This window comes from Arthrobacter sp. GW460-12-1-14-TSB2, assembly GCF_059423525.1.
This window is the reverse complement of the sequence record NZ_JBWKYC010000014.1, coordinates 81,266-105,650: the sequence shown is the minus strand read 5'-3', so window position 1 is coordinate 105,650 and position 24,385 is coordinate 81,266. Positions and strand designations below refer to the sequence as shown.

At 65.5% G+C, this 24,385-nt stretch carries 27 protein-coding genes; 19 read left to right on the top strand and 8 right to left on the bottom strand.

Going from position 1 to position 24,385, the window contains the following annotated elements:
* Positions 1 to 16: 16 nt before the first annotated feature.
* Positions 17 to 538, bottom strand: a complete 522-nt coding sequence (locus AC07YR_RS16495; protein WP_055804202.1) for a gamma carbonic anhydrase family protein — start codon at positions 536 to 538, stop codon at positions 17 to 19.
* A gap of 105 nt (positions 539 to 643) precedes the next feature.
* Here AC07YR_RS16495 and AC07YR_RS16490 point away from each other — a divergent pair, with 105 nt between their 5' ends.
* Entirely contained in the window at positions 644 to 1,231 is a 588-nt protein-coding gene (locus AC07YR_RS16490; RefSeq protein WP_436056995.1) for a DUF2231 domain-containing protein, read from the top strand.
* A gap of 80 nt (positions 1,232 to 1,311) precedes the next feature.
* Here AC07YR_RS16490 and AC07YR_RS16485 read toward each other — a convergent pair whose 3' ends face one another.
* Both AC07YR_RS16485 and purU read right to left on the bottom strand, forming a co-directional pair.
* On the bottom strand, positions 1,312 to 1,980 hold the full coding sequence (locus AC07YR_RS16485) for a class I SAM-dependent methyltransferase (RefSeq protein ID WP_494734587.1): 669 nt from the start codon (positions 1,978 to 1,980) through the stop codon (positions 1,312 to 1,314).
* A gap of 26 nt (positions 1,981 to 2,006) precedes the next feature.
* Complete coding sequence (gene purU / locus AC07YR_RS16480; protein WP_494734586.1) at positions 2,007 to 2,867, bottom strand: formyltetrahydrofolate deformylase; 861 nt, start codon at positions 2,865 to 2,867, stop codon at positions 2,007 to 2,009.
* Positions 2,868 to 3,222: 355 nt separating this feature from the next.
* Here purU and glyA point away from each other — a divergent pair, with 355 nt between their 5' ends.
* From glyA to AC07YR_RS16415, 13 genes are all read left to right on the top strand, one after another.
* The gene (gene glyA / locus AC07YR_RS16475) at positions 3,223 to 4,530 is read left to right on the top strand and encodes a serine hydroxymethyltransferase (RefSeq protein ID WP_494734585.1); all 1,308 of its coding nucleotides are present in this window, start codon (positions 3,223 to 3,225) and stop codon (positions 4,528 to 4,530) included.
* Between the two features lie 8 nt (positions 4,531 to 4,538).
* Positions 4,539 to 5,450 (top strand): bifunctional methylenetetrahydrofolate dehydrogenase/methenyltetrahydrofolate cyclohydrolase, encoded by a 912-nt coding sequence (locus AC07YR_RS16470; protein WP_436056998.1) that lies wholly within the window; start codon positions 4,539 to 4,541, stop codon positions 5,448 to 5,450.
* Positions 5,451 to 5,550: 100 nt separating this feature from the next.
* Positions 5,551 to 6,717 (top strand): sensor histidine kinase, encoded by a 1,167-nt coding sequence (locus tag AC07YR_RS16465; protein WP_494734584.1) that lies wholly within the window; start codon positions 5,551 to 5,553, stop codon positions 6,715 to 6,717.
* A complete protein-coding gene (locus tag AC07YR_RS16460; protein ID WP_494734583.1) occupies positions 6,714 to 7,385 on the top strand; it encodes a response regulator transcription factor in 672 nt (223 codons plus the stop codon). The genes AC07YR_RS16465 and AC07YR_RS16460 overlap by 4 nt, the downstream gene beginning before the upstream one ends.
* Positions 7,386 to 7,520: 135 nt before the next feature.
* Positions 7,521 to 7,796, top strand: a complete 276-nt coding sequence (locus AC07YR_RS16455; RefSeq protein ID WP_051628801.1) for an SHOCT domain-containing protein — start codon at positions 7,521 to 7,523, stop codon at positions 7,794 to 7,796.
* A gap of 188 nt (positions 7,797 to 7,984) precedes the next feature.
* The gene (locus tag AC07YR_RS16450) at positions 7,985 to 8,908 is read left to right on the top strand and encodes an ABC transporter ATP-binding protein (protein WP_028270502.1); all 924 of its coding nucleotides are present in this window, start codon (positions 7,985 to 7,987) and stop codon (positions 8,906 to 8,908) included.
* Positions 8,901 to 9,776 (top strand): ABC transporter permease, encoded by an 876-nt coding sequence (locus tag AC07YR_RS16445; RefSeq protein ID WP_494734582.1) that lies wholly within the window; start codon positions 8,901 to 8,903, stop codon positions 9,774 to 9,776. The genes AC07YR_RS16450 and AC07YR_RS16445 overlap by 8 nt, the downstream gene beginning before the upstream one ends.
* Positions 9,773 to 10,621, top strand: a complete 849-nt coding sequence (locus AC07YR_RS16440; protein WP_436057002.1) for an ABC transporter permease — start codon at positions 9,773 to 9,775, stop codon at positions 10,619 to 10,621. Before AC07YR_RS16445 ends, AC07YR_RS16440 begins: the two co-directional genes overlap by 4 nt.
* A gap of 58 nt (positions 10,622 to 10,679) precedes the next feature.
* A complete protein-coding gene (locus AC07YR_RS16435) occupies positions 10,680 to 11,243 on the top strand; it encodes a hypothetical protein (RefSeq protein WP_055804179.1) in 564 nt (187 codons plus the stop codon).
* Positions 11,244 to 11,253: 10 nt separating this feature from the next.
* Positions 11,254 to 12,087, top strand: coding sequence for an exodeoxyribonuclease III (locus AC07YR_RS16430; protein ID WP_494734581.1), 834 nt, complete (start codon positions 11,254 to 11,256; stop codon positions 12,085 to 12,087).
* Between the two features lie 20 nt (positions 12,088 to 12,107).
* The gene (trpS, locus tag AC07YR_RS16425; RefSeq protein WP_055804176.1) at positions 12,108 to 13,151 is read left to right on the top strand and encodes a tryptophan--tRNA ligase; all 1,044 of its coding nucleotides are present in this window, start codon (positions 12,108 to 12,110) and stop codon (positions 13,149 to 13,151) included.
* A gap of 94 nt (positions 13,152 to 13,245) precedes the next feature.
* Positions 13,246 to 13,866 carry a 2'-5' RNA ligase family protein gene (locus AC07YR_RS16420; RefSeq protein ID WP_494734611.1) on the top strand — a complete coding sequence of 207 codons (621 nt, stop codon included), beginning with the start codon at positions 13,246 to 13,248 and terminating at the stop codon, positions 13,864 to 13,866.
* Positions 13,787 to 14,971, top strand: coding sequence for a YihY/virulence factor BrkB family protein (locus AC07YR_RS16415; RefSeq protein WP_494734580.1), 1,185 nt, complete (start codon positions 13,787 to 13,789; stop codon positions 14,969 to 14,971). The genes AC07YR_RS16420 and AC07YR_RS16415 overlap by 80 nt, the downstream gene beginning before the upstream one ends.
* Here the strand turns inward: AC07YR_RS16415 and AC07YR_RS16410 are convergent.
* The 5 genes from AC07YR_RS16410 to sdhC form a co-directional block, all read right to left on the bottom strand.
* The gene (locus AC07YR_RS16410; RefSeq protein ID WP_436057004.1) at positions 14,928 to 15,698 is read right to left on the bottom strand and encodes an alpha/beta hydrolase family protein; all 771 of its coding nucleotides are present in this window, start codon (positions 15,696 to 15,698) and stop codon (positions 14,928 to 14,930) included. The genes AC07YR_RS16415 and AC07YR_RS16410 overlap by 44 nt on opposite strands.
* A gap of 108 nt (positions 15,699 to 15,806) precedes the next feature.
* Positions 15,807 to 16,589, bottom strand: coding sequence for a succinate dehydrogenase iron-sulfur subunit (locus AC07YR_RS16405; protein WP_028270493.1), 783 nt, complete (start codon positions 16,587 to 16,589; stop codon positions 15,807 to 15,809).
* A 1-nt stretch (position 16,590) separates the two neighbouring features.
* A complete protein-coding gene (sdhA, locus tag AC07YR_RS16400) occupies positions 16,591 to 18,390 on the bottom strand; it encodes a succinate dehydrogenase flavoprotein subunit (protein WP_436057005.1) in 1,800 nt (599 codons plus the stop codon).
* 118 nt (positions 18,391 to 18,508) lie between these two features.
* A complete protein-coding gene (locus AC07YR_RS16395; RefSeq protein WP_436057006.1) occupies positions 18,509 to 19,003 on the bottom strand; it encodes a succinate dehydrogenase hydrophobic membrane anchor subunit in 495 nt (164 codons plus the stop codon).
* Between the two features lie 3 nt (positions 19,004 to 19,006).
* A complete protein-coding gene (sdhC, locus tag AC07YR_RS16390) occupies positions 19,007 to 19,387 on the bottom strand; it encodes a succinate dehydrogenase, cytochrome b556 subunit (protein WP_081818859.1) in 381 nt (126 codons plus the stop codon).
* 257 nt (positions 19,388 to 19,644) lie between these two features.
* Here sdhC and AC07YR_RS16385 point away from each other — a divergent pair, with 257 nt between their 5' ends.
* From AC07YR_RS16385 to AC07YR_RS16365, 5 genes are all read left to right on the top strand, one after another.
* The gene (locus tag AC07YR_RS16385; RefSeq protein WP_436057007.1) at positions 19,645 to 20,778 is read left to right on the top strand and encodes a mannose-1-phosphate guanylyltransferase; all 1,134 of its coding nucleotides are present in this window, start codon (positions 19,645 to 19,647) and stop codon (positions 20,776 to 20,778) included.
* Between the two features lie 135 nt (positions 20,779 to 20,913).
* On the top strand, positions 20,914 to 22,113 hold the full coding sequence (locus tag AC07YR_RS16380) for an amidohydrolase (protein WP_055804160.1): 1,200 nt from the start codon (positions 20,914 to 20,916) through the stop codon (positions 22,111 to 22,113).
* Positions 22,114 to 22,300: 187 nt separating this feature from the next.
* The gene (locus AC07YR_RS16375; protein WP_436057008.1) at positions 22,301 to 22,750 is read left to right on the top strand and encodes a MarR family winged helix-turn-helix transcriptional regulator; all 450 of its coding nucleotides are present in this window, start codon (positions 22,301 to 22,303) and stop codon (positions 22,748 to 22,750) included.
* A gap of 89 nt (positions 22,751 to 22,839) precedes the next feature.
* A complete protein-coding gene (locus tag AC07YR_RS16370; RefSeq protein WP_043479330.1) occupies positions 22,840 to 23,271 on the top strand; it encodes an organic hydroperoxide resistance protein in 432 nt (143 codons plus the stop codon).
* Positions 23,268 to 24,293, top strand: coding sequence for an NADP-dependent oxidoreductase (locus tag AC07YR_RS16365; RefSeq protein ID WP_494734579.1), 1,026 nt, complete (start codon positions 23,268 to 23,270; stop codon positions 24,291 to 24,293). Before AC07YR_RS16370 ends, AC07YR_RS16365 begins: the two co-directional genes overlap by 4 nt.
* Positions 24,294 to 24,385: the final 92 nt, after the last annotated feature.

Genomic DNA, 24,385 nt, shown 5'->3' with positions numbered 1-24,385 from the left:
CGGGCTGCTGACCCTGTTAGCCGGCGTGAAGCTCCCGGTGCGCCTGCGCGAGCTCGCGGTAGTGGGCGGCGTTGCGCTTCACGCCGTCGAACTCCTCGTCGGTGAGTTCACGGCGGACCTTCGCCGGGACGCCGGCCACCAATGACCGGGGCGGGATGACGGTTCCTTCAAGGACCACGGCGCCGGCGGCCACCAGGGAGCCGGCGCCGATCACCGCACCGTTCAGGATGGTGGCGCTCATGCCGATGAGGCAGTCGTCCTCGACCGTGCAGCCGTGCACCACGGCACTGTGGCCGACGCTGACGCGGGCCCCGACGCTGCACGGGAATCCCGGGTCGGCGTGCAGCACAACATTGTCCTGCAGGTTGCTGCCCTCACCAACGGTGATGGCGGCGGTGTCGGCCCGCACGGAGACACCGTAGAACGCGCTGGCGTCCGCGGCGAGGGTGGCTTTGCCGATCACGGAGGCGCTAGGGGCGACGAAGACTGATGGGTGGACGTCCGGGCTGGTGCCGGCGAAAGGATAAAGAGGAGCCATGTGCCCAGCCTAGGACACTGCTCGCGCCGGCCTTCGGAAGCAGGCTCCACAGGCGGGCTTTGTGACCTAGTGACGCCGCCGACGGGTCTCATTACCATTGGGGCCATGGAACTACGGGATTTTGGCCCGTCAGGGCTGCAGCTGCAAGGACTTCACCTGCGGCCGGACGGTGGCGGAGTGCCCGGCCGGTTCCGCCGGCTGATGCGGCGGATTGAGCAGCTGGAGGCCCTTGACCCGGCTGTCCGTGCGGTCGAGCCGCCGGCTGGCCGGCTGGTCCGCAACCGGCGTCTTCGCAGCTTCCTGCACGGCGATGCAACCGGAATACCGCTGCACGGCATCCTGACCGACGCACCATTCGGCGCATGGTTCATGGCCATGTACCTGGACCTGTACTCCGACCCCGGGACGCAGCGGGCGGCCACCCGGCTGGTGGGCCTTGGCGTTCTGGCCGCGGCGCCCACCGCACTGACCGGATGGGCCGAGTGGGCGTTGGCCGGCCGCGGAACGAAGCGGGTTGGCATCGTCCATGCCGGTTTGAATGGTGCGGCCGTGCTGATTTTCGCCGGGTCCTGGGCCGCGCGGCTCCGGGGCCGCCGCAAGCTCGGCGTCGGCCTGGCGCGCGTCGGGGCTCTCGTCTTAGTGGCGAGCGCTTTGCTGGGCGGATATATGGGCAGCGCCCGCCGGGGAGCGTAGACCCTCCCCGCTTCCCCAACTGACTCGCACTTAACGTCGTCAATCGCGGGTTCCGCGACGTTAAGTGCCAGTCAGTTGGGTCAGGGCGGGGGAGTGCGGAGGACCAGGAACTGGTAATGCTGCGTCCAGTGGCCGGCACCCGGCCCGGACTCCGCGCCCGTGCCTTCCGGCCACGTCACGAATTCCTCAACGTCGCCGTGCCGGCCGAAGATCCGTTGGAGCGCCGCGTCGCTGCGGCGGCTGAAAAAGCGCGGCGGCTGGATCTCGTCTTCGGGGTTGAGGACTTCTTCATCGTCACCGGACCAGAGCCCGACGGCGATCGGCGCCCCAGGCGCGGCCACCCGCACGAGTTCACCGACGACGTCGTCGATGTCCTTGTTGGGGATATGCAGCAGCGTGCTCATGGTCCACAGTGCCGGGAAAACGCCGTCGGCGAAGGGCAGGCTCCGCACACTCGCGACCGAGACATTCAGCCCCTTGGACGTAGCCAGCCGCACTTGTTCCTCGGACAGGTCCACACCCGTGTAATGGACGCCGGCCTGGACGAACTTGAGGCCGTCGAGGCCCCCGCCGGAGCCGATTTCCAGTACGGCGTGCCTGCCTTCGGCCTTCAACCGGGCGATGAACCGTTCCCGCTGCTGCACCCGCTGCGGAGTCAGGGGATGCTCCGGATGAAGGAGGGCACGCTGGTTGTAGAACGCGGCCAGCCGGTCCTCGCCGCTGAGCCCCAGGGCTCCGGAGTCCTCCACGGCCGGCGCCACCTCCTGCCCGGACCCTAGTTGAAGACGACGGTGCGGTTGCCGTCCAGCAGCACGCGGTGCTCGGCGTGCCACTGGACGGCCTGGGCCAGGGTGCGGCCTTCCACATCGCGGCCCATCTGCACGAACTGTTCCGCGGTGCGGCGGTGGTCCACGCGGATGACTTCCTGTTCGATGATGGGCCCTTCGTCCAGGGCGGCCGTGACGTAGTGCGCCGTGGCACCGATCAGCTTGACGCCGCGGGCATGGGCCTGGTGATACGGCCTGGCACCCTTAAAGGACGGCAGGAAGGAGTGGTGGATGTTGATGGCCTTGCCGGTGAGCTCCGTGCAGAGCTCGTTGGACAGGATCTGCATGTAGCGGGCCAGGACGGTCAGCTCGATGTCCTGCTCCGCAATGATCTTGCGCAGCTGGTCCTCTGCCTGGACCTTGGTGTCCGCAGTGACCGGGATGTAGTGGAAGGGAATGCCGTAGAACTCCGCCAGCCCGGCCAGGTCCTGGTGGTTGGACACGATCGCGGGGATCTCGATGGGCAGCGTGCCGGAGCGCTGCAGGAACAGGAGGTCGTTGAGGCAGTGCGCCGACTTGCTCGCCATCAGCAGCGTGCGGACCTTCCGGCCGGCGGGGTTGAGGCTCCACTGCATGCCGAAGGCCTCCGTCACGGGCTGCAGCGCGGCGTGGACTTCTGCCTGCGACGCGTCCGTGGTGGCTTCGACGCGCATGAAGAACGTGCCGGTTGCGTGGCTTCCATACTGCTGCGAGTCCGTAATATTGCAGCCGGCCACGAGCAATGCTCCCGCCACGGCATGCACGATGCCGGGCCGGTCCGGGCAGGAGAGGGTCAGAACATAAGCGGAGTTCAGCTGGTCTTCAGTCACGAATAACAGCCTACCCGCGCCGGGGGCAGCGCTCTCAACGCGATTCGGACAGGACTCGGACGGGATTCACGCGGGATTCCGACGGGATTCGGAAAGGTTTTGATAGGCTTATCCGGTCGCAACTGGCGTTGGATGGCTAACCATCAGGGAGCGGCATTGACGAAGACCACGGATCGTACGCCTGGGCCGAGGGTCATGTTTTGCCGGCCGGCAGTTTAACCGCTGCCGTTCCTCTGCGATGTCCTGCCCTCAAGCGGGTTGCCCTCACCGGGGTTTCCCCGTAATCAAGGGGCCGGGCAACGTCACAGCCGGTAGCCTGACCTTAGCAGCGCCCATCCCTAGCCAGGAGTTATTCGTGACTACTTCTCCGACTTCCGTTAGCACTTCCTCCACCGTCAGCAACCTGCCGTTGGCGGAGCTCGACCCCGAGATCGCCGCAGTACTGGACCAGGAGCTCGGCCGCCAGCGCGGCACCCTGGAAATGATCGCCTCGGAAAACTTCGCCCCGCGCGCCGTCATGGAAGCCCAGGGCTCCGTCCTGACCAACAAGTACGCCGAGGGTTACCCGGGCCGCCGCTATTACGGCGGCTGCGAATACGTGGACATCGCTGAGCAGTTGGCGATTGACCGCGTCAAGGACCTGTTCGGCGCAGAGTACGCCAACGTCCAGCCGCACTCCGGCGCCCAGGCCAACGCCGCCGCACTGTCCGCCATGATCACCCCCGGCGACAAGATCCTGGGCCTGTCCCTGGCTCACGGCGGCCACCTGACGCACGGCATGAAGCTCAACTTCTCCGGCAAGCTCTACAGCGTGGCTGCCTACCAGGTGGAGCAGGACAACTTCCGCATCGACATGGACAAGCTCCGCGAGCAGGCCATCGCCGAGAAGCCGCAGGTGATCATCGCCGGCTGGTCCGCCTACCCGCGCCACCTGGACTTCGCAGCCTTCCGCTCGATCGCCGATGAAGTCGGCGCGCTGCTCTGGACCGACATGGCCCACTTCGCCGGCCTGGTGGCCGCGGGCCTGCACCCGAGCCCGGTGCCGCACTCCGACGTCGTCACCTCCACGGTGCACAAGACCCTCGCAGGCCCCCGCTCCGGTGTGATCCTGGCCAAGCAGGAATGGGCCAAGAAGCTCAACTCCAACGTCTTCCCCGGCCAGCAGGGCGGACCGCTCATGCACGTCATCGCCGCAAAGGCCGTTGCCTTCAAGATCGCCGGCACCGCTGAGTTCAAGGAGCGCCAGGAGCGCGTCCTCGAGGGCGCCAAGATCATCGCCGACCGCCTGAACCAGGCTGACGTCGCAGAAGCCGGCGTCTCCGTGCTCACCGGCGGCACCGATGTGCACCTGGTCCTGGTGGACCTGCGCAACTCGCAGCTGGACGGCCAGCAGGCCGAGGACCTCCTGCACTCCGTGGGAATCACCGTGAACCGCAACGCTGTTCCGTTCGACCCGCGCCCGCCGATGGTCACCTCCGGGCTGCGCATCGGTACCCCGGCACTGGCCACCCGCGGCTTCGGCGCCGAGGAATTCACCGAGGTGGCCGAGATCATCGCCACCGCCCTGAAGGCCGGCTCCGCCACCGACATCGAGGCCCTGCAGGCCCGCGTGGACAAGCTCGCCGCCGACTTCCCGCTCTACCCGCAGCACGAACAGTGGTGAACCCGTCCATGGCGCAGACCGCGAAAATCCTTGACGGCAAGGCAGCTGCAGCTGCGATCAAATCCGAGCTGACCGAGCGTGTCGCGGCACTGAAGGCCCGCGGCGTCACCCCGGGCATTGCCACAGTGCTCGTTGGCGCGGACCCTGCCTCGCAGCTGTACGTGTCTATGAAGCACAAGCAATCTGTCGAGATCGGGATGAACTCGATCCAGCGTGAGCTTCCGGCCGATGCGACCCAGGCCCAGGTTGAGGACCTCATTGATGAACTCAATGCGGACCCCGCCTGCCATGGGTACATCGTGCAGCTGCCACTGCCCAAGCACCTGGATACCGACGCAATCCTCGAGCGGATCGACCCCGCCAAAGATGCAGACGGCCTGCACCCGACCAACCTCGGCAGGCTGGTGCTCAACGTCAACGGTGAGATCACCTCGCCGCTGCCATGCACGCCCCGCGGCGTCATTGAGCTCCTGGAACGCAACGGCTACAACCTGGCCGGCAAGCACGTTGTGGTGGTGGGCCGTGGTGTCACGATCGGCCGCACGATCGGCCTGCTGCTGACCCGGCGGGCAGTGAACGCCACCGTCACGTTGACGCACACCGGCACCGAGAACCTCTCGGAGCTGCTGCGGCTGGCGGACGTCATTGTGGGCGCGGCGGGTGCCAAGCACATCGTCAAGGCTTCGGACGTGAAGCCGGGCGCGGCGCTGCTCGACGTTGGTGTCACCCGTGAAACCGATCCCGAGACGGGCAAAAGCAAGGTCCACGGCGACATCGATCCCGCAGCTGCCGAGGTGGCCGGCTGGATCTCGCCGAACCCCGGCGGCGTGGGTCCCATGACCGTGGCCCTGCTGATGACCAACGTGGTCGAAGCCGCGGAACGCAAAGCGGCGGCGGAACGCCACGCCGGCGTCGCCTAAGCTACACGGAATGCAGACAGGGCGCCTACTCCCGCGGGAGTAGGCGCCCTGCGCCGTTAAGCGGACGACGCGGGTACGCCGCCGCCGCTAGGCTCGGAGTATGCCGCGCCGATTCCAAGGTCCGCCCACCGCCTTCGTGGTGATCGCCGTGGCCGTTGTCCAGGTCGTGGGCACAGTCTTCGCCGCTGCGCGGCAGCCCGACCACCGGCCCCTTGACGTGCTGGCTTTCGTGCTGCTGCTCGCCGGCCCGGCGGCGCTGTCCCTGCGCCGGCGCTGGCCCGGCGTGATGTTGCCTGCGGCTGCTGCGGCGACGATCCTCTACCTTGCCGCAGGCTACCCGTGGGGTCCTGTCCTGCTGTCCCTGGCGCTGGCCATCGTCTTCTCGGCGGCCGCCGGACGACGCTGGCAGACCTGGACCGTGGCCGGGACCTGCGCGGCGGCGCTGGCTGCCTTCTTTATGGCCAGCGGGGACGAAGGCGCCCTGATCCGGGCCGTCGCCGGAACGTCCTGGCTGGTGATCCTGGTGCTGCTGGGGGAGGGTGCCAGGCTCCGCCACGAGCGCGTGGCCGAAAGGCGGCGGCAGCGCGAGTCCCGGGAGCAGGCCGCCCGGGATGAATACCGGCTCGCCCTGGCCCGGGATATCCATGACGTTGTGGCGCATTCCCTGTCCCTTATCAACGTCCGCGCATCAGTGGCGCTGCATCTGGGGGACCGGGACCCGGAACAGTTCCGTCCCGCCCTGGAAGCCATCAAATCGGCCAGCAAGGAGTCATTGGATGAAGTCCGCCAGCTGCTGGGCGTGCTCCGGGATGACGCGCCGCTCCGACCTGCCTCGGGCCCCGGGCTGCGGAAACTGCCCGAGCTCGCCGAGAACGCGCGGCGCACGGGACTGGACGTGAAGCTGGACATCCGGACGGATCCCGGCACCGGCGGGCCGCCCGCCGCAGCCGAAGAGGCCGCGTACCGCATCGTTCAGGAGGCCCTCACCAATGTGGTGAGGCACGCCGGAGCCCGCCGCACCGCCGTCGTGGTTGAAATTCCGGCGGTCGGACCCGACGCCGGACACCTCACCGTTACGGTCGACGACGACGGCCGCGGAGCTGCCGGGGCACCGGAAGGCAACGGGCTGCGGGGGATGCGGGAACGCGCGGCTGCGCTGGGCGGCAGCGTGCGGTTCCTGCCGCTCAACCCGGGCTGGCGGGTCCAGGCAGTGCTGCCGCTGGCCAGTCACCCCACCGATGGCGACCGGAACGGGGACCGGGCATGATCCGCATCCTGATCGCCGATGACCAGACGCTCATCCGGGCCGGATTCCGTGCACTCCTGGATGCTGAACCGGACATGGAGGTCGTGGCCGAATGCGGAACCGGCGACGACGCCGTGAGGCTGGCCGCCCGCGAGAGGCCCGACGTCGTGCTGATGGACATCCGCATGCCGCAGGGCGACGGGCTCGAGGCCACCCGCACGATCCTGGCCGACCCGGCGCTTCCCGGAACGCGGGTCATCATTCTCACCACCTTCGAACTTGACGAGTACATCGCCGAGGCTGTGCGCGCCGGTGCCGCCGGCTTCCTGGTCAAGGACACAGAACCGGAGGAACTGCTTCGAGCGGTCCGCGTGGTGCACGACGGCGACGCCCTCCTGTCGCCGTCGGTGACCCGCCGGATCATGGCCCAGCTGGCCGTGCAGTCCTATGCGGCGGGCAAGCCGTCCGACGCCGCACTGGACCGGATTACCGAACGCGAACGGGAAGTGCTCCGGCTGGTGGGGGAGGGACTGAACAACGCGGAGATCGCCGGGCGGCTCTTCATCACGCCGCTGACCGCCAAGACCCATGTCTCCCGGATCATGACCAAGCTGCAGGTACGCGACCGCGCTCAGCTGGTGGTGCTGGCTTATGAGTCGGGGCTGGTCCGCCCCGGCTGGAGCATCTAAGGTAACCCGGCTGCCTCCCTGGGTAGTAGGGCGTACGCCGCAAGTGCCTCCCGCCGTCGGACGACGGCGCAGCGCGCCGAAACCAGACTTGAAGCGGAGCCGAAATCCGGCTCGCAGAGAGAGTCTGGAGCTGACATGCTGACTGCAATTAGCACTGCTTTTGGGACCGTCCCCGCCCACGCGCCGTGGTACGACGGCGGCTTCTCACCTTGGTTCCTGCTGTTCCCGCTGTTCTGGATCCTGGTGATAGGCCTGCTAATCTTCGTTGCCCGGCGCACTTGGCGGACTAACCACCGCTGGGCTGCCCGGCAGGGCGGCGAAGGGGTGCTCCGGGAACGCTACGCGCGCGGCGAAATCGATGAGACGGAGTACCGACAGCGCCTGCAGGTCCTGCGCGGCGAGGAAAAGTAGGCGGGTTCCGGCGGCCCCGATTGCGGGTCGCCGGGTCCGCGGCCGACGCGACAAAATCGAATGGATTTTTTGAGATCGAACTCTTTATTTGTTCGAACGTGCGTACTAACGTGGGGTGAGTGCCTGAACTTGTGTCCAACGAAGAACTCTCAAGCCAACAATCCCGCAGCCAGCCCCAGGGCGACCAGATGCAGTACGTCATCACCGCCGAAAACCTCACCAAGACGTACGGCGACGTCACCGCCGTCGACGGCATTTCCTTCAGCGTTCCCGCCGGTGAGGCCTTCGGCCTGCTTGGTCCCAACGGTGCCGGCAAGTCCACCACCATGAAGATGATCGGCGGCGTCTCCCAGCGCACGTCCGGAAGCCTGTCCATCATGGGGCTGGATCCGGAAAGCCACGGGCCGGAAGTCCGCGCCCACCTCGGTGTTGTGCCGCAACAGGACAACCTCGACGAGGAACTCAGGGTCCGCGACAACCTCCTGGTCTACGGCCGCTACTTCGGACTGCCCATGAGCTACCTCCGGCCCAAGGCCGATGAGCTGCTGGAGTTCGCCCAGCTGACGGACAAGGCGAAATCCAAGGTGGACGCGCTCTCCGGCGGTATGAAACGGCGGCTGACCATCGCGCGCTCGCTGATCAACGAACCCCGGATCCTGCTGCTGGACGAGCCCACCACGGGCCTGGACCCGCAGGCCCGGCACATCCTCTGGGACAGGCTGTTCCGGCTTAAGGAGCAGGGCGTCACGCTCATCCTCACCACGCACTACATGGACGAGGCGGAACAGCTGTGCGACCGCCTCATCGTGGTGGACAAAGGACGCATCATGGCCGAGGGCTCGCCGGCCAGCCTCATCCGCGAGTACTCCACCCGGGAAGTCCTGGAGCTTCGCTTCGGATCGGAACGCAACGCCACCATCGGCGCTGAGCTCGAAGGCATTGGCGAACGGCTGGAGACGCTTCCGGACCGGGTGCTGATTTACGCGCACGACGGCGAGGCGGCCCTGGAGCAGGTGTCGGCCCGCGGACTCCGGCCGGTCACCTCACTGGTGCGCCGGTCGTCCCTGGAGGATGTTTTCCTCCGCCTCACCGGCAGGAGCCTCGTTGACTGAGCAGCCTTCGCCGTCCGTGGCGGACGCAGGCGGCCGCGGACCTTCCGTGCTGCGCGCCCACTCGCCAGCCGTGTCAGCGGCCCGCGCCCGCCGCTGGGGAGCCTTCTACTACGCGGAGCAGGTCCTCCGCGTCATGAAGAGCTACGGCTGGACCATCGTGATGTACGGCGTGGGCCAGCCAGTGGCCTACCTGTTTGCCATGGGGGTGGGCCTGGCCACGCTGGTGGACACGAGCAGCGAAGGAGTGTTCGGCGGGGTCAGCTACCTCGCCTTCATCGCCCCGGCACTGCTGATCTCTGCGGCGGTTATGACAGCGGCCAATGAATTCACGTTCCCGGTGATGGACGGGTTCAAGTGGCGGCGGGTGTACTACGGCCCGCACGCGTCCCCGCTCACGCCTGAGCAAATCGCCGCGGGCCACATCATGGCCGTGACCCTCAGGTTCCTGCTGCAGTCGGCCATCTACTTCGCGGTGGTGGCCCTCTTCGGTGCGTCACCCAGCGGCTGGGGCTGGGTATCCGTACTGGTGGCCACCCTCGCGGGCCTCTCCTTCGGCCTTCCCCTGATGGCGTATGCCGCCTCCATCAAGGAGGACAAGGGCCAGTTTGCCATGGTGATGCGGTTCATTGTGACCCCGTTGTTCCTGTTCTCCGGAACGTTCTTCCCGCTCGATTCCCTGCCGCTCGTGGTGCGCTGGATCGGCTGGATTTCTCCGATCTGGCACGGCACTGAGCTGGGCCGTGTCTTCAGCTACGGCTATGACGAGTCGCCGTTGCTGACCATCCTGCACATCGTGTTCCTGGTAGGCCTCGCCGTGGCGGGGTGGCTGCTGACAAAACGCCAGTTCGTCAGGAGGCTGGGGCAATGAGCATTCTGTCTGAAAGTCACAACCCGGGCGGCCACAGCGTGACCGAGGCCGCGCGGAACCGCCATTTCGGGCCGATGTACTCCCGGAACGTCAGGGCTGTCATTGCCCGCGGGCTGATGGCCACGAAGAGCAGCAACTGGATGGTGATGCTCTCGGGCTTCTTCGAGCCGGTGCTGTACCTGATCTCGATGGGCGTGGGCCTGGGGGCCATCGTGGGCGCCGTCCAGGGACCCGGCGGCCAGGAGATCAGCTACGCCGCCTACATTGCGCCGGCGCTCCTGGCCGTGTCCGCGATGAACGGCGCCGTGTACGACTCCACATGGAATGTCTTCTTCAAGATGAACTTCGCCAAGCTGTACCAGGGAATGCTCTACACCTCACTGGGTCCGCTGGACGTGGCCATGGGGGAGATCTTCCTGGCATTGCTGCGGGGCCTGCTCTACGCCACCGGATTCACCGCAGTCATGGGCGTTATGGGACTGATCACCACGCCATGGGCCATCCTCATGATTCCGGCCTCGGTGCTGATCGCCTTCGGTTTCGCGAGCTTCGGCATGGGGATCACGAGCTTCATGAAGACGTTCCAGCAGATGGACTGGATCAACTTCGTGATGCTGCCGATGTTCCTCTTCAGTGCCACGTTCTACCCGCTCAGCGTCTACCCGCAGTCCATCCAGTGGCTGATCCAGGCGATGCCGCTGTGGCACGGTGTGGAACTGCTCCGGCAGATCAGTGTGGGAATCTTCACCCCTGCCACGGCCATCCACATCGGGTATTACCTGGTGATGATCGTGCTGGGGGTCATGCTCACGGCCGGCCGCCTGCGCAAGCTGTTCCTGAAATAACGTTCGCCCGGGGTGGAAGCGTCCATTTTCCTGCTCCGGCGTTTGAGACAATGGACCCATGCGAACTTTGGGTAACCCTCACTCTGCGTCCAACCCGGCCAAGGGCGGGTTCTCCATGCTGCGTATCAGCGGTCCGGGAATGATGGTGTTTGTCGTCGCCTTCGTTGTGGCCGTCATCTTTGCTGCCAACCAGAACGACGTCGTGGGCTGGGTGGTGGCGATCATCGCCGGCTTCTGGCTCGCGCTGGCAGCGTTCGTCGTCTTCAGCATCCAGAAGGCGGCCAAGAAGGCGACCGTCAAACTCAACGAAGCGCAGAACGCCTTCAATGCAGCCACCGGCCGGGCGCCGTCGTCCGGCAGCGCCGATCACGGCGGCACACGACTGGTCCGGTCGCGTAGCGAAGCCGACGAAGTCCGGGACATGAAACTGGACCATTCCTTCAAGATCGTCCAGGTCCAGGTGCGCGTCGTCGAGCAGGAACGGGCCAAGGGCGCAGCATCGGACCATGACACCATCCGCCGCGCACTGGAGACCATCGAAATCACCGCCACCAACGCCAGGGACATGATCAAGTCCTCCGGTGGCGCTGACGAACCCGTCAGCGGAACCATCATCGACTAGAGTGGAGCGGGTGATCTCGGCATTGAAGAAGGACCACCTTCGTATCGCATCAGTAAACGTCAACGGCCTCCGCGCTGCCTACCGGAACGGTATGGCGGAGTGGCTTGAGCCGCGCGAGGTGGACATCCTCTGCTTGCAGGAGGTCAGGGCACCGGACAAGATCGTCCGCGAACTCCTGGGCGACGGCTGGTTCATCCTGCACGAGGAAGCCGAGGCCAAGGGCCGCGCGGGCGTGGCCATTGCCTCCCGCGAGGAACCGCTCGCTACCCGCTCCCACATCGGCGACGATTACTTTGCCACCGCCGGACGCTGGGTGGAGGCGGATTTCCGCGTCAGGGATGCCGCCGGTGCTGCCGCCCAGTTGACCGTAGTGAGCGCCTACGTTCACTCCGGTGAGGCCGGGACCCCGAAGCAGGACGACAAATTCCGGTTCCTGGACGTCATGACCACCCGCCTTCCGGAGCTGGCAAAGCACAGCGACCATGCCCTCGTGGTGGGTGACCTGAATGTTGGCCACACAGAGCTGGATATCAAGAACTGGAAGGGCAATGTGAAGCGCGCCGGTTTCCTCCCGGAGGAACGCGCCTACTTTGACCGCTTCTTTGGCGATGAAATCGGATGGAGGGATGTCCACAGGGGCCTGGCGGGAAACGTAGAAGGCCCCTACACCTGGTGGTCCCAGCGCGGCAAGGCCTTTGACACCGACACAGGCTGGCGCATCGACTACCACATGGCCACCCCCGCCCTCGCTGCCGCTGCAATTTCGGCAGTGGTGGACCGGGCGCCGTCATGGGACACCCGCTTCTCCGACCACGCCCCGCTGGTAGTGGACTACCAGCTCTAAGCCCGAAGGTTTTTCTCACAATGACTAGCTCGACTACCCCGGTGACCAAGAAGCGCATCCTTTCAGGTGCCAAGCCCACAGCGGACTCCCTGCATCTGGGCAACTACATTGGCGCCGTCCGCAACTGGGTTGACATGCAGGCGGAATACGACGCCGTATTCTTCATTCCCGACCTCCACGCCATCACCGTGGATTTCGAACCGGCAGAGCTGGCCAAGCGCACCCGCGTGGTGGCTGCCCAATACATTGCGGCCGGCATCGACCCGGACAAGAGCATCTTCTTCGTCCAGTCGCATGTCCCCGAGCATGCCCAGTTGGCCTGGGCGCTGAACTGCATCACCGGCTTTGGCGAAGCCTCCCGGATGACGCAGTTCAAGGACAAGACGCAGAAGTCGGGAACGGAGTCCGCAACACTCGGCCTGTTCGCCTACCCCACCCTCATGGCCGCGGACATCCTCCTGTACCAGACCGACCTCGTCCCGGTCGGCGAGGACCAGCGGCAACACCTGGAGCTGACCCGAAACCTGGCCCAGCGCTTCAACACCCGCTTTGGCCAGACGTTCACGGTGCCTGAGGCCACCATCCTCAAGGCCACCGCCAAGATCTACGACCTCCAGAGCCCGACTGCCAAAATGTCGAAAACAGGCGGCTCGCCCCACGGTTCCATCCAGCTCCTGGAGGACCCCAAGATCGCTGCGAAACGCATCAAGTCCGCCGTGACAGACACCGGAACGGAAATCCGCTTCGACGCCGAAGCCAAGCCCGGCGTCTCCAACCTGCTCACCATCTATTCGACGCTGACGGGGAAGTCCGTGGCCGATCTTGAGGCGGAATACCAGGGCAAGATGTACGGCCACCTCAAGAAGGACCTGGCCGACGTCATGGTGGACTTCATCACGCCCCTCCGGGACCGCACCAATGAACTCATGGCGGACCCGGCCGAGCTGGACAGGCTACTGGCCCAGGGCGCTGAACGTGCCCGCGAAATCGCCTCCGTGACCCTCGGCCAGGTCTACGAGCGGATGGGCTTCCTGCCGTCCCTGAGCCTTGCAGGAGTCCGCTAGCCCCATGTCGTCCGTCAGCAAAGTCACTGCAAACGAAAACTCCCCTGCATACCGCGGCGAGGGAAAATTCGTTGACGCCGATGATAACGCTGCCATGGTCCGGGGCACTGAGCCGGGTAAGCGCCAGGCCAGGACCGACGGGATGAGCGTCGGCGTCATCCTGGGGTTTCCGCCTGACATTGCCGAGGAACTGCGGCGCTGGCGGGCCTCCTTCGGGGACCCCATGGCCGGTGTCATCCCCGCGCACATCACGCTGGTCACCACCACCCCCACCAAAGACTGGGAAGCTACCCGATGCCATGTCCGCGAAATCGCGCGCAGGCAGGAGCCGTTTACCGTCACCATCGCGGGGACCGGCTCCTTCCGGCCCGTATCCCCGGTGGTCTTCCTGAAGGTTGAAGACGGTTTTGGTGACTGCGTGAAGCTGCACGAACAGCTGCAGACCGGGCCGCTGGAACGGGAACTGCCTTTTGCCTACCACCCGCATGTGACCATTGCCCACGACGTTGCGCCGGAGAGCCTGGATGAGGCCGAAACGGTGCTGAAGGATTACCGGGCCACCTTCCCTGTGGTTAGCATGGGGCTGTACGAGCATGACATCAATGGCATTTGGCAGCTACGGGAAGAACTCGACTTTGGTATCGAAACTGACCACCCCCGAGGCGCGTCCGGCTCCGACGACGCAGGCCGCACAGGGGGCGCAGGCCGCGAATAATCCTCCGCTGCCCACGGAGCGCGCCCGGCTGAAGCTGGAAGTGATCCGGAAGAAGGTCGACTGGAGCAAGGCACGCCGGTCCGGCGGCGGTCCCGTGGCGGGGCTGATGGCAATGTTCCAGTGGCTGCTGGCCCGGCTGAACGCCTTTCGTCCCATGCGCGCATTCCAGCACTACAACCTGCAGCACGGGCCGCTCATGGCCGCCGGCATCGGCTTCAACATGTTCTTCTCCATCACCGGCCTGCTGGCCACGGGCTTCTCCGTGGCGGGGCTGCTGCTGAGCGGCCAACCGGCGCTGCTTGACCGGATCGTCAGCAGCGTGGCGACCAGCGCGCCGGGCCTCGTGAAGGTTGACGGCGGCGACGGCCTGGTGGACCCGCAGGACCTGCTGAATCCTGCCGGCCTTGGATGGACCGCGGTGATCGCGGCCGTCGTCACCATCGTGACCTCCCTTGGCTGGATAGCAGGTGTCCGGGAAGGCCTGCGGGGCGTGATGCAGCTCGGACCGCTGAAGATGAATCCGGTAGTCCAGAAGCTGCGGGACACCGGCACGTTGCTGCTGCTTGGCGTCGCGCTGGTGCTCAGCGCCGGCGCTTCCTTGATCTTCGGTACCGCAGCGGGATGGGTCACTGAGCAGCTGCAGTTGGATCCGGTGATGGCCTGGCCGCTGACCACGGCCATCAAGGTGGGCGTGCCGCTGGCGTTGGGCTGGGTCACCGCGCTGATCATGTTCAGGCTGGCGGCGGGACTGAAGCTTACCCGGCAGGCGTTACTGGAGGGAACCGTCCTGTCGGCCGTGGGTACCACTGTGCTGCAGATCTTCAGCACGGAGCTGCTTGCCAACGCCGGCCGCAACCCGATTCTCGCGCCGTTCGCGATCATCATCGGGCTGCTTATCTGGTTCAACCTGGTCAGCCAGGTCTACCTGGTCTCCGCGGCATGGTCCGCCATCCGCGAAGAGGACCTGAAGAACGCCCCGTCAGCCAAGGCAACGACCGGGTGGGGTTCGCGCCAGGTCCAGCCGGGAAAGACTCCGGTGGAGCGGGAACGCAAGGGCCTGGCTATCGGCCGGCGTCGAGGTACTGATCGGCCCACGCGGAAATAATCTTCGCGGCACGGGCGGCCTGGCCCTTGCCGGTCAGCAGGTGATCGCTGCCTTCCAGGGAGACGAAGCTGCGCGGGTGCCGGGCCGTCTGGAAGATGGTGCTGGCGTTCTCGATCCCCACGGTGTTGTCCGTGGGGGAGTGCAGCACCATCAGGGGTTTGTGCAACTGCTTGATGCAGTCCGTCAGGTCCGCGTTCTCCAGGTCCTCGACGAAGTGCCGGCGGATCTCCACGCGTTTGCCGCCGAGGTCCACTTCCGCGCTGCCTTCACTCAGGATCCGGTCCAGGGCAGCGTCAAAGACGTGGGCCACATGCTTCGGCGAGAACGGCGCCCCCACGGTGGCCACAGCGTCGAGCTCCGGAATCTCCTTAGCTGCTGCCAAAACGGCGGCACCGCCGAAGGAATGCCCCACCAGCAGCGAGACCGGCTTCCCTTCGGTCCGCATGAACTCTGCCGCCTTGACGGTGTCCGCCACCTTGTGGCTGAACGAGCCCTCGGACCAGAACCCTGCGGAATCGCCCAGGCCCAGGTTGTCGAAGCGCAGCATCCCCACGCCGTTGTCCGCCAGCGCCTTGCACATCCGGGACGCCGACGGGCTGTCCTTGCCCAGGGTGAACCCGTGCGAGAACACACCCCAGCCCTTCACCGGTCCTTCCGGGACATCGATGATGCCGGAGAGCAATTCGCCGGTGGATCCTTCGAAGCTGACTTTTTCGGAGCGGGACATGGGGGGACCCTTTCAGTTGGTGCCGGTAAACTGCCGTGAAACTACGACGGCGCCCCCACCTGAAAGGTGAGAGGCGCCGTCGTCGTACTTCTTTTGGTTCCGGTGCTGCTAGATCTTGCGGGACAGAATTGCCTGCTTGACCTCGGCAATGGCCTGCGTGACCTGGATGCCGCGGGGGCATGCCTCGGTGCAGTTGAAGGTGGTGCGGCAGCGCCACACGCCTTCCTTGTCGTTGAGGATTTCCAGGCGCATGTCGCCGGCGTCATCACGGGAATCGAAGATGAAGCGGTGGGCGTTGACGATCGCTGCCGGGCCGAAGTACTGGCCGTCGGTCCAGAACACCGGGCAGGAGGACGTGCACGCGGCGCACAGGATGCACTTGGTGGTGTCGTCGAAGCGTTCGCGGTCCTCGGCGGACTGCAGGCGTTCCTTGGTGGGCTCGTGGCCCTTGTTGATAAGGAACGGCATGACTTCACGGAAGGACTGGAAGAACGGCTCCATGTCCACGATCAGGTCCTTCTCCACCGGCAGGCCCTTGATGGGCTCGACGGTGATGGGCTTGGTCGTGTCCAGGTCCTTCAGCAGGGTCTTGCACGCGAGGCGGTTGCGGCCGTTGATGCGCATGGCATCGGAGCCGCAGACGCCGTGGGCGCAGGACCGGCGGAAGGAGACGCTGCCGTCAATTTCCCACTTGACCTTGTGCAGGGCATCCAGCACGCGGTCGGTGCCGTACATGGTCACCTTGAAGTCGTCCCAGGTGGCGTCCTCGGAAACTTCCGGGTTGTAGCGGCGCACGCGCAGGGTGACGTCGAACGTCGGAATCTCTCCGCCGCCTCCGATGTGTGCGGGCAGTTCGATCTTTGAGGCTGGCTCAGCAAGTTCGGCGGACATCTTAGTACTTCCTCACCATCGGCTCGTAGCGGGTAAAGACAACCGGTTTGGTGGCCAGGCGGATGCCGGCGATTGCCTCTGCAGAGCCGTCCGCCGGGGCGTGGTCGTCCTTGTACGCCATGGAGTGCTTCATGAATTTTTCGTCGTCACGTTCCGGGAAATCCTCGCGGAAGTGTCCGCCGCGGGACTCTTCACGGTGCAGGGCAGCAACCGTCATGACCTTGGCCAGTTCCAGCAGGAAGCCCAGCTCAACGGCCTCGAGGAGGTCCAGGTTGAAGCGCTTGCCCTTGTCCTGGACGCTGATGTTCTTGTACCGCGCCTCGAAGGACTCGATGTCCTTGAGAACCTGGTTCAGCGTGTCTGCCGTGCGGAACACCTGCATGTTGGCGTCCATGGTGTCCTGGAGTTCCTTGCGGATCACGGCCACCTTTTCGTCGCCGGTGCCGTTGCGGGCGATGTCCAGCAGTTCGATGGTGTACGCCTCCGGGTCCGCCGGGAGCTCCACGAAGTCAGCTGTCTTGGCGTACTCCGCAGCGGCGATGCCGGCGCGCTTGCCGAACACGTTGATGTCCAGCAGCGAGTTGGTGCCCAGGCGGTTGGAGCCGTGGACCGAAACACAGGCCACTTCACCGGCCGCGTAGAGGCCCGGCACCACGGTGTCGTTGTCCTGCAGGACCTCGGTGGTGATGTTCGTGGGGATGCCGCCCATGGCGTAGTGGGCCGTCGGGAACACCGGAACCGGCTCCGTGTACGGCTCCACACCCAGGTAGGTGCGGGCAAACTCGGTGATGTCCGGCAGCTTGGCGTCGATGTGCGCCGGCTCGAGGTGGGTCAGGTCAAGGAGTACGTAGTCCTTGTTGGGTCCACAGCCGCGGCCTTCGCGGACTTCGTTGGCCATGGAGCGGGCCACGATGTCACGGGGTGCGAGGTCCTTGATGGTGGGGGCATAGCGCTCCATGAAGCGTTCACCCTCGGAGTTGCGCAGGATGGCGCCTTCGCCGCGGGCTGCTTCAGAGAGCAGGATGCCCAACCCGGCAAGGCCGGTCGGGTGGAACTGGAAGAACTCCATGTCCTCCAGCGGGATGCCGCGACGGAACGCGATACCCATGCCGTCGCCGGTCAGGGTGTGCGCGTTGGAGGTGGTCTTGAAGACCTTTCCTGCGCCGCCGGAGGCGAACACCACGGACTTGGCCTGGAACACGTGCAGTTCACCGGAAGCAAGGTCGTAGGACACGACGCCCGCAACACGCTTCTGCTTGTAGGGCGTGCCGTCTTCGCGGACCGCGTCCTCTTCGACCGTCAGGAGGTCCAGGACGTAGTACTCGTTGTAGAACTCCACGTTGTGCTTGACGCAGTTTTGGTACAGGGTCTGCAGAATCATGTGGCCCGTGCGGTCAGCCGCATAGCAGGCCCGGCGGACCGGAGCCTTGCCGTGGTCACGGGTGTGGCCGCCGAAGCGGCGCTGGTCAATCCGTCCTTCCGGCGTGCGGTTGAACGGCAGACCCATCTTCTCCAGGTCCAGCACGGCGTCGATGGCTTCCTTCGCCATGACCTCGGCCGCGTCCTGGTCCACCAGGTAGTCGCCGCCCTTAATCGTGTCGAACGTGTGCCACTCCCAGTTGTCTTCCTCGACATTGGCCAGTGCCGCACACATGCCACCCTGCGCCGCACCGGTGTGCGAGCGGGTGGGGTAGAGCTTGGTCAGTACTGCTGTGCGCGCGCGCTGACCGGATTCGATCGCGGCGCGCATGCCAGCGCCACCGGCACCGACGATGACGACGTCGTACTTATGGACCTGCATACCAGATGCTCTTTCTCTCAAAATTCGCTATAAAACCACGGGCGGGCGGAGCCCGCACCGTAAAACCGTTGACCCGCTCAGCGCGGGCACAGCTGATCCCCCGGAAGGGAAGGTGCCGCTAGGCTGCGGGGCAGAAGCCGCCGGGCAGCGGTACGCCGTTGACATCCACCGGGCACGGGTTGAAGGTGAAGATCACCAGGGTGCCCAGGATGATGATGACGGTTGTTGCGGCGTAGAGGACGATCTTCAGCCAGAAGCGGGTGGAGTCCTTCTCGGCGTAGTCGTTGATGATGGTGCGGACGCCGTTGGTGCCGTGCAGCATGGCCAGCCAGAGCATGGCCAGGTCCCAGAACTGCCAGAAGGGATCGGCCCACTTGCCGGCCACGAAACCGAAGTCGATGGCGTGGATGCCTTCGCCCACCAGGAGGTTAACGAAAAGGTGCCCGAAGATCAGGACCACCAGGACAACGCCTGAAAGCCGCATGAACAGCCAGGCCGCCATTTCGAAGTTGCCCCTGGAGGCACCGCTGCGGCGGTACTTGGGGGCAATCAATCCTGCGCCCGGCTTCCCGCCGTCTTTTCCGCTGCGGGGACTCTGAATGGTTGCAGTCATGGCTTAGTGACCTCCGAAGGCGAGGGAAAGGTGGCGGATGGAGAAGCCCACCATGACGATGACCCAGAGGATCAGGACCGTCCACAGCATCTGGCGCTGGTACTTCGCGCCCTTCTTCCAGAAGTCGACGGCGATGATCCGAAGGCCGTTGAAGGCGTGGAAAACAATCGCTGCGACGAGGCCCGTTTCACCCAGGGCCATCAGGGGGTTCTTGTAGGCGCCGATCACGGCGGTGTATGCCTCTGGGGACACGCGCACCAATGAGGTGTCCAGCACATGGACCAACAAGAAGAAAAAAATCACTACACCGGTAATGCGGTGTCCAACCCAGGACCACATGCCTTCACGGCCGCGGTACAAGGTGCCAGCTGGTTTTGTCGGCACTGAATAAACCTCCCTGCAACACAGCGGCGCTGGCATGGGATCCACGCGGGGGGAACGCCTGCTGCGAGAGCACTCGTAAGCTCAAGCCTAAATCTAGGCTTCGCTCACAGCTTATTCAATTCAGGAACTCCTAGGTGACGCCTCCCCGCGCGGTTTTTGCGCATTTTTGAGACGAACGCCACATTATGGCCGTCGGCGGGGCGCGGAGGGGCGGCATCTGCCGGTATCCGCGTGGTGGTCGGCTAAAGTAGGCCTTGATGACTACAGACATAGTGACAAGCCGGAATTCACCGCTGGACCGTTTTATTGCGGTAATTCCTGCAGGCGGAGTGGGGACCCGCCTCTGGCCCCTGTCACGTGCAGCAGCCCCGAAATTTCTTCACGACCTCACCGGTTCAGGCAGCACGCTGTTGCGGGCCACCTACGACCGCCTGGAGCCGCTTGCCGGCAAAGGCGTGCTGGTTGTTACCGGCGTGGCCCACCGGAGCGCGGTGTGCGGCCAGCTTCCCGAGGTCCAGGAATCCAACCTCGTGCTGGAAAGCGAGCCCAAGGACTCCGGCGCGGCCATCGGCCTCGCGGCGGCCATCCTGTACCAGCGGGACCCGGAGACCATCATGGGGTCCTTCGCCGCGGACCAGGTGATCAGCCCGGACGATCTCTTCCAGGACGCCGTGCGTGAGGCCATCTACACTGCGGCGTCCGGCAAGATCGTCACCATCGGCATCAAGCCCACGCACCCGTCCACCGGGTTCGGCTATATCCGTGCGGGCCAGAAGCTGTCCATCGAGAACGCCCCGAGCGCGCAGGCCGTGGTGGAGTTTGTCGAAAAGCCCAGCGAGGAAGTCGCCCAGCAGTATGTCGACAGCGGAGAGTACGTCTGGAACGCGGGCATGTTCGTCGCGCCCGTGTCACTCATGCTGAAACACCTCGAAGAAAACCAGCCGGAACTCTTCAAGGGGCTCACGGAGATCGCACAGGCCTGGGACACTGACGAACGCGACGAGGTCACGGCCCGCATCTGGCCCACGCTTCCGAAGATCGCCATCGACTACGCGGTGGCGGAGCCTGCCGCGGCGGCCGGGGACGTCGCCGTCGTGCCTGGCATTTTCCGTTGGGACGACGTCGGGGACTTTGCGTCCGTGGGCCGGCTTAACAGTGCCAGGGAAGTGGACGATGTCACTGTCCTCGGCGAAGGTGCCCGCGTCTTTACCGAAAACGCCAGCGGCGTGGTTGTTACGGACACCAAACGCGTTATTGCACTGATCGGCATCAAGGACGTCGTCATTGTTGACACGCCGGATGCCCTGCTGGTCACCACTATGGCGAACTCCCAGCGGGTTAAAGCCGCCGTGGACGCGCTCAAGGCCAGCGGCGACACCGACGTCCTCTAACTCGGACCCGGCCCAGGCCTTCCCCACCGCGGGAAAGCCTGGGCTGAGCCGTTTCCGGCGCCGGGAGCCGGCTCCCGGATCCGTAACCTCCGACACTGATGCTGGTATTCGGAGCAGCCTCGCTAGAGTTGTTTCGTGCGCAATTACACTACTGAAACCGAGCCCACCGCCCTCGTGGGGCCGTGGCTGGAGCCGCTGCTGCCGGAACTGATCGATTTCCGCCGTGACCTCCATGCGCATCCGGAGCTGTCCTTCAAGGAGTTCCGGACCACGAACAAGTTGGCGGACCGGCTCGAAGCGGCAGGGCTCAAACCTCGCCGGCTCGAAGGCACAGGCCTCACGGTCGACGTCGGTGAGGGCCCTATTGCCACGGCACTCCGCGGCGATATCGATGCCCTCCCCATCATTGAGGAAACAGGGCTGCCGTTTGCGTCCAAGAACCACGGCGTCACCCACGCCTGCGGCCACGACGTCCACACCACCACCATGCTCGGTATCGCGCTGGTGCTGCACCGCATGCACCAGGAATCCCCGCTGGGCGGCACGGTCCGGATCATTTTCCAGCCCGCCGAGGAAACCATGCCCGGCGGAGCGCATTCCTGCATCGAACAGGGCGTGCTCGAGGGCGTGCCGCGCATCCTGGCCCTGCACTGCGACCCGCGAATCGACGTGGGCAAGATCGGCACCCGGATCGGTGCCATCACGTCAGCCTCGGACACCATCAGGATCGAGCTTTCCGGACGCGGCGGCCACACCTCCCGGCCGCATCTGACCGAGGACCTCGTGTTCGCGCTGGCGCAGATCGCCGTCAACGTTCCGGCCGTTCTGTCACGCCGGGTGGATGTCCGTAGCGGCGTCTCCGTCGTTTGGGGGCACATCTCGGCCGGCTCGGCACCCAATGCCATTCCCGGCACCGGCTACATGGCAGGGACCATGCGGTGCCTGGACCGCGACGCCTGGCACAGCGCCGGGGAACTCCTAGATGAAGTGGTCCACCAGGTGGCGGCGCCCTACAACGTGGACGTCCGGCTGGAGCATACCCGCGGTGTTCCGCCGGTAGTCAACTCCGAGCATGAAACCGCGCTCATCGAAGCGGCAGCCCGCGCCGAAATCGCCGAAAGCGCCGTCGTGCTCACGCCCCAGTCCATGGGCGGAGAGGATTTCGCCTGGTTCCTGGCCGAGCTTCCCGGCGCGATGATGCGGCTTGGCACCAAAACGCCCGGCGGTGAGGAATACGACCTTCACCGGGGTGACTACATCCTCGACGAGCGTGCACTGGGCTACGGCATCCAGGTCCTGACCGCCGCAGCGCTCCGCACCATCCGCGACCTCTAAATCCGCACCCCCGAAGCGCGAACGGACACTTAAGCCCCCCGCCCCGCAGCGCGAACGGACAGTTGAGGCCCCGGACCCGGGGCCTCAACTGTCCGTTCGTGCTTCTGCGGGGCCGGAAGTGCCAGTTCGCGCTCTCTTCGCCGCAGATGAGTTGTGCACAATCTAATTGTGCGATATCGTTTTATTCATGACCGACGCTCCCAGACTCAACGCGCCCCGCCTGAACCGGCAGGTGTGCTTCGCCCTGTACTCCGCGTCAAAGGCGGCCACTGCCGTGTACCGGCCCATGCTGGACCAGCTGGGCCTGACCTATCCGCAGTATTTGGTCATGCTGGTGCTCTGGGAGGACCAGCCCCGCAGTGTCAGGGAACTGGGGGAGGAGTTGGGCCTGGACTCAGGCACCCTGTCCCCGCTGCTGAAGAGGCTTGAGTCGCTGGGACTGGTGGAGCGCAGGCGTTCCACCGAGGACGAGCGGCGGGTGGAGGTCTTCCTGACGGACTCCGGCGCTGCGCTCAGCGCCCGGGCCAACGCCATTCCCCAGCAGCTCGCAGACGCCGCCGGCCTGTCCGCGGCAGAGCTCGACCAGCTCCGGGAGACCCTGGGCCGGCTTACGGCCGCGCTCCATTCCTCCGCTTGACCCCAGCTTGAACCCAGCTTGAACCCCGGCCGAGCGCCTGGTGGACACTGGCCAGCCGGAAATTTTCATCCCAACAGAAACGGAACCACGTGAAGACTCTTTACACAGCTGAAGCACTCGCCTCGGGCGAAGGGCGGGACGGGAACGCCCGCACCAAGGACGGCAGGCTTGACGTCACCCTGGCCAGCCCGGTGGAACTGGGCGGCAACGGCCAGGGCACCAACCCCGAACAGCTCTTTGCCGCTGGCTATGCCGCGTGCTTCCACTCCGCCCTGCGACTGGTGGGCCGGAAGGAAAAGGCCGACCTCACGGATTCCGCGGTGGCAGCCAAGATCCACTTCGGCGCGCTCGAGGACGGCGTGGGCTATGGCCTGGCCGCTGAGCTCGAAATCGCCCTGCCTGCGCTGGACCTGGCGACGGCGGAGGCCCTCGTGGCCAAGGCACACCAGATCTGCCCTTACTCGAATGCCACCCGCGGCAACATCAACGTCGACATCAAGATCCTGGAGGTGGCCGCATGAGCGCCAACACCGCAACCCTTCCCCGCACCACCCGCGAAATCCAGCTGGCGTCCCGTCCGCACGGCCGCCCCGTCCCGGAAAACTTCCGCCTGGCCGAGTCCGACCTTCCGGAACTGCAGGACGGCCAGGTGCTGGTCCGCAACCAGTTCATCTCCGTCGACCCCTACATGCGCGGCCGCATGAACGACGTCAAGTCGTATTCGGCACCGTTTGCGCTTGATGCAGCGCTCGACGGCGGCGCCGTCGGTGAGGTGATCGCGACCCGATCGGATGAACGCAAGGTGGGGGACGTCGTCGTGCATTCCCTCGGCTGGCGCGAATACGCCGTACTGGACGCCGCCGCCACGTCCCTGGCGCGCACCGACCTGGCCCCGGCATCAGCGTTCCTCGGCGCCCTGGGCATGACGGGCCTGACGGCATATGCAGGCCTCCTGAAAGTCGCGGAGTTCAAGCCCGGAGAGGTGGTCTTCGTTTCGGGGGCAGCAGGTGCCGTCGGATCGCTCGTGGGGCAGATCGCCAAGGCGATGGGTGCTTCCCGGGTTATTGGCAGCGCAGGGTCGCCGGAAAAGGTGGCGCGCCTGCTGGAGCTCGGCTTCGACGCCGCGTTCAACTACAACGACGGCCCGGTTGCCGCGCAGCTCGCGGCAGCAGCCGGGGAGCGCGGGATTGACGTGTACTTCGACAACGTCGGCGGCGAACACCTGGAAGCGGCGCTGTCCGCGCTCACGGTCGGCGGCCGCGTGGCCATGTGCGGCGCCATTGCGCAGTACAACTCGACGGAACCGACACCCGCTCCCCGGAACCTCATGCTGGCCATCGGCAAGCAGCTCACGCTCAAAGGATTCCTTGTCGGCGGCTATTGGCAGCACATGGCCGAGTTCGTGGGGACCGTGTCCGCCTGGGTGGCTGACGGTACCGTCCGCTACGACGAAACGGTAGTGGATGGCCTCGAAAACGCCCCGCAGGCCTTCATGGACCTCCTCGACGGCGCCAACACCGGGAAGATGCTGGTCCGGCTCTAGGAAATGGACATGACTTGCGGTAGCGGCTACCGGTAGGTAACAAGTTCTCAACGATCTCCGCGTCCGGGTGCCCCTGTGGTACCCGGACGTGT

What these genes read in the sequence shown, in the direction of transcription:
- AC07YR_RS16495 (WP_055804202.1), bottom strand. Translation starts at nt 538, where the DNA reads ATGGCTCCTCTTTATCCTTTCGCCGGCACCAGCCCGGACGTCCACCCA.
- AC07YR_RS16490 (WP_436056995.1), top strand. Translation starts at nt 644, where the DNA reads ATGGAACTACGGGATTTTGGCCCGTCAGGGCTGCAGCTGCAAGGACTT.
- AC07YR_RS16470 (WP_436056998.1), top strand. Translation starts at nt 4,539, where the DNA reads ATGGCGCAGACCGCGAAAATCCTTGACGGCAAGGCAGCTGCAGCTGCG.
- AC07YR_RS16465 (WP_494734584.1), top strand. Translation starts at nt 5,551, where the DNA reads ATGCCGCGCCGATTCCAAGGTCCGCCCACCGCCTTCGTGGTGATCGCC.
- AC07YR_RS16460 (WP_494734583.1), top strand. Translation starts at nt 6,714, where the DNA reads ATGATCCGCATCCTGATCGCCGATGACCAGACGCTCATCCGGGCCGGA.
- AC07YR_RS16455 (WP_051628801.1), top strand. Translation starts at nt 7,521, where the DNA reads ATGCTGACTGCAATTAGCACTGCTTTTGGGACCGTCCCCGCCCACGCG.
- AC07YR_RS16450 (WP_028270502.1), top strand. Translation starts at nt 7,985, where the DNA reads ATGCAGTACGTCATCACCGCCGAAAACCTCACCAAGACGTACGGCGAC.
- AC07YR_RS16440 (WP_436057002.1), top strand. Translation starts at nt 9,773, where the DNA reads ATGAGCATTCTGTCTGAAAGTCACAACCCGGGCGGCCACAGCGTGACC.
- AC07YR_RS16435 (WP_055804179.1), top strand. Translation starts at nt 10,680, where the DNA reads ATGCGAACTTTGGGTAACCCTCACTCTGCGTCCAACCCGGCCAAGGGC.
- trpS (WP_055804176.1), top strand. Translation starts at nt 12,108, where the DNA reads ATGACTAGCTCGACTACCCCGGTGACCAAGAAGCGCATCCTTTCAGGT.
- AC07YR_RS16420 (WP_494734611.1), top strand. Translation starts at nt 13,246, where the DNA reads ATGGTCCGGGGCACTGAGCCGGGTAAGCGCCAGGCCAGGACCGACGGG.
- AC07YR_RS16410 (WP_436057004.1), bottom strand. Translation starts at nt 15,698, where the DNA reads ATGTCCCGCTCCGAAAAAGTCAGCTTCGAAGGATCCACCGGCGAATTG.
- AC07YR_RS16405 (WP_028270493.1), bottom strand. Translation starts at nt 16,589, where the DNA reads ATGTCCGCCGAACTTGCTGAGCCAGCCTCAAAGATCGAACTGCCCGCA.
- sdhA (WP_436057005.1), bottom strand. Translation starts at nt 18,390, where the DNA reads ATGCAGGTCCATAAGTACGACGTCGTCATCGTCGGTGCCGGTGGCGCT.
- AC07YR_RS16395 (WP_436057006.1), bottom strand. Translation starts at nt 19,003, where the DNA reads ATGACTGCAACCATTCAGAGTCCCCGCAGCGGAAAAGACGGCGGGAAG.
- AC07YR_RS16385 (WP_436057007.1), top strand. Translation starts at nt 19,645, where the DNA reads ATGACTACAGACATAGTGACAAGCCGGAATTCACCGCTGGACCGTTTT.
- AC07YR_RS16375 (WP_436057008.1), top strand. Translation starts at nt 22,301, where the DNA reads ATGACCGACGCTCCCAGACTCAACGCGCCCCGCCTGAACCGGCAGGTG.
- AC07YR_RS16365 (WP_494734579.1), top strand. Translation starts at nt 23,268, where the DNA reads ATGAGCGCCAACACCGCAACCCTTCCCCGCACCACCCGCGAAATCCAG.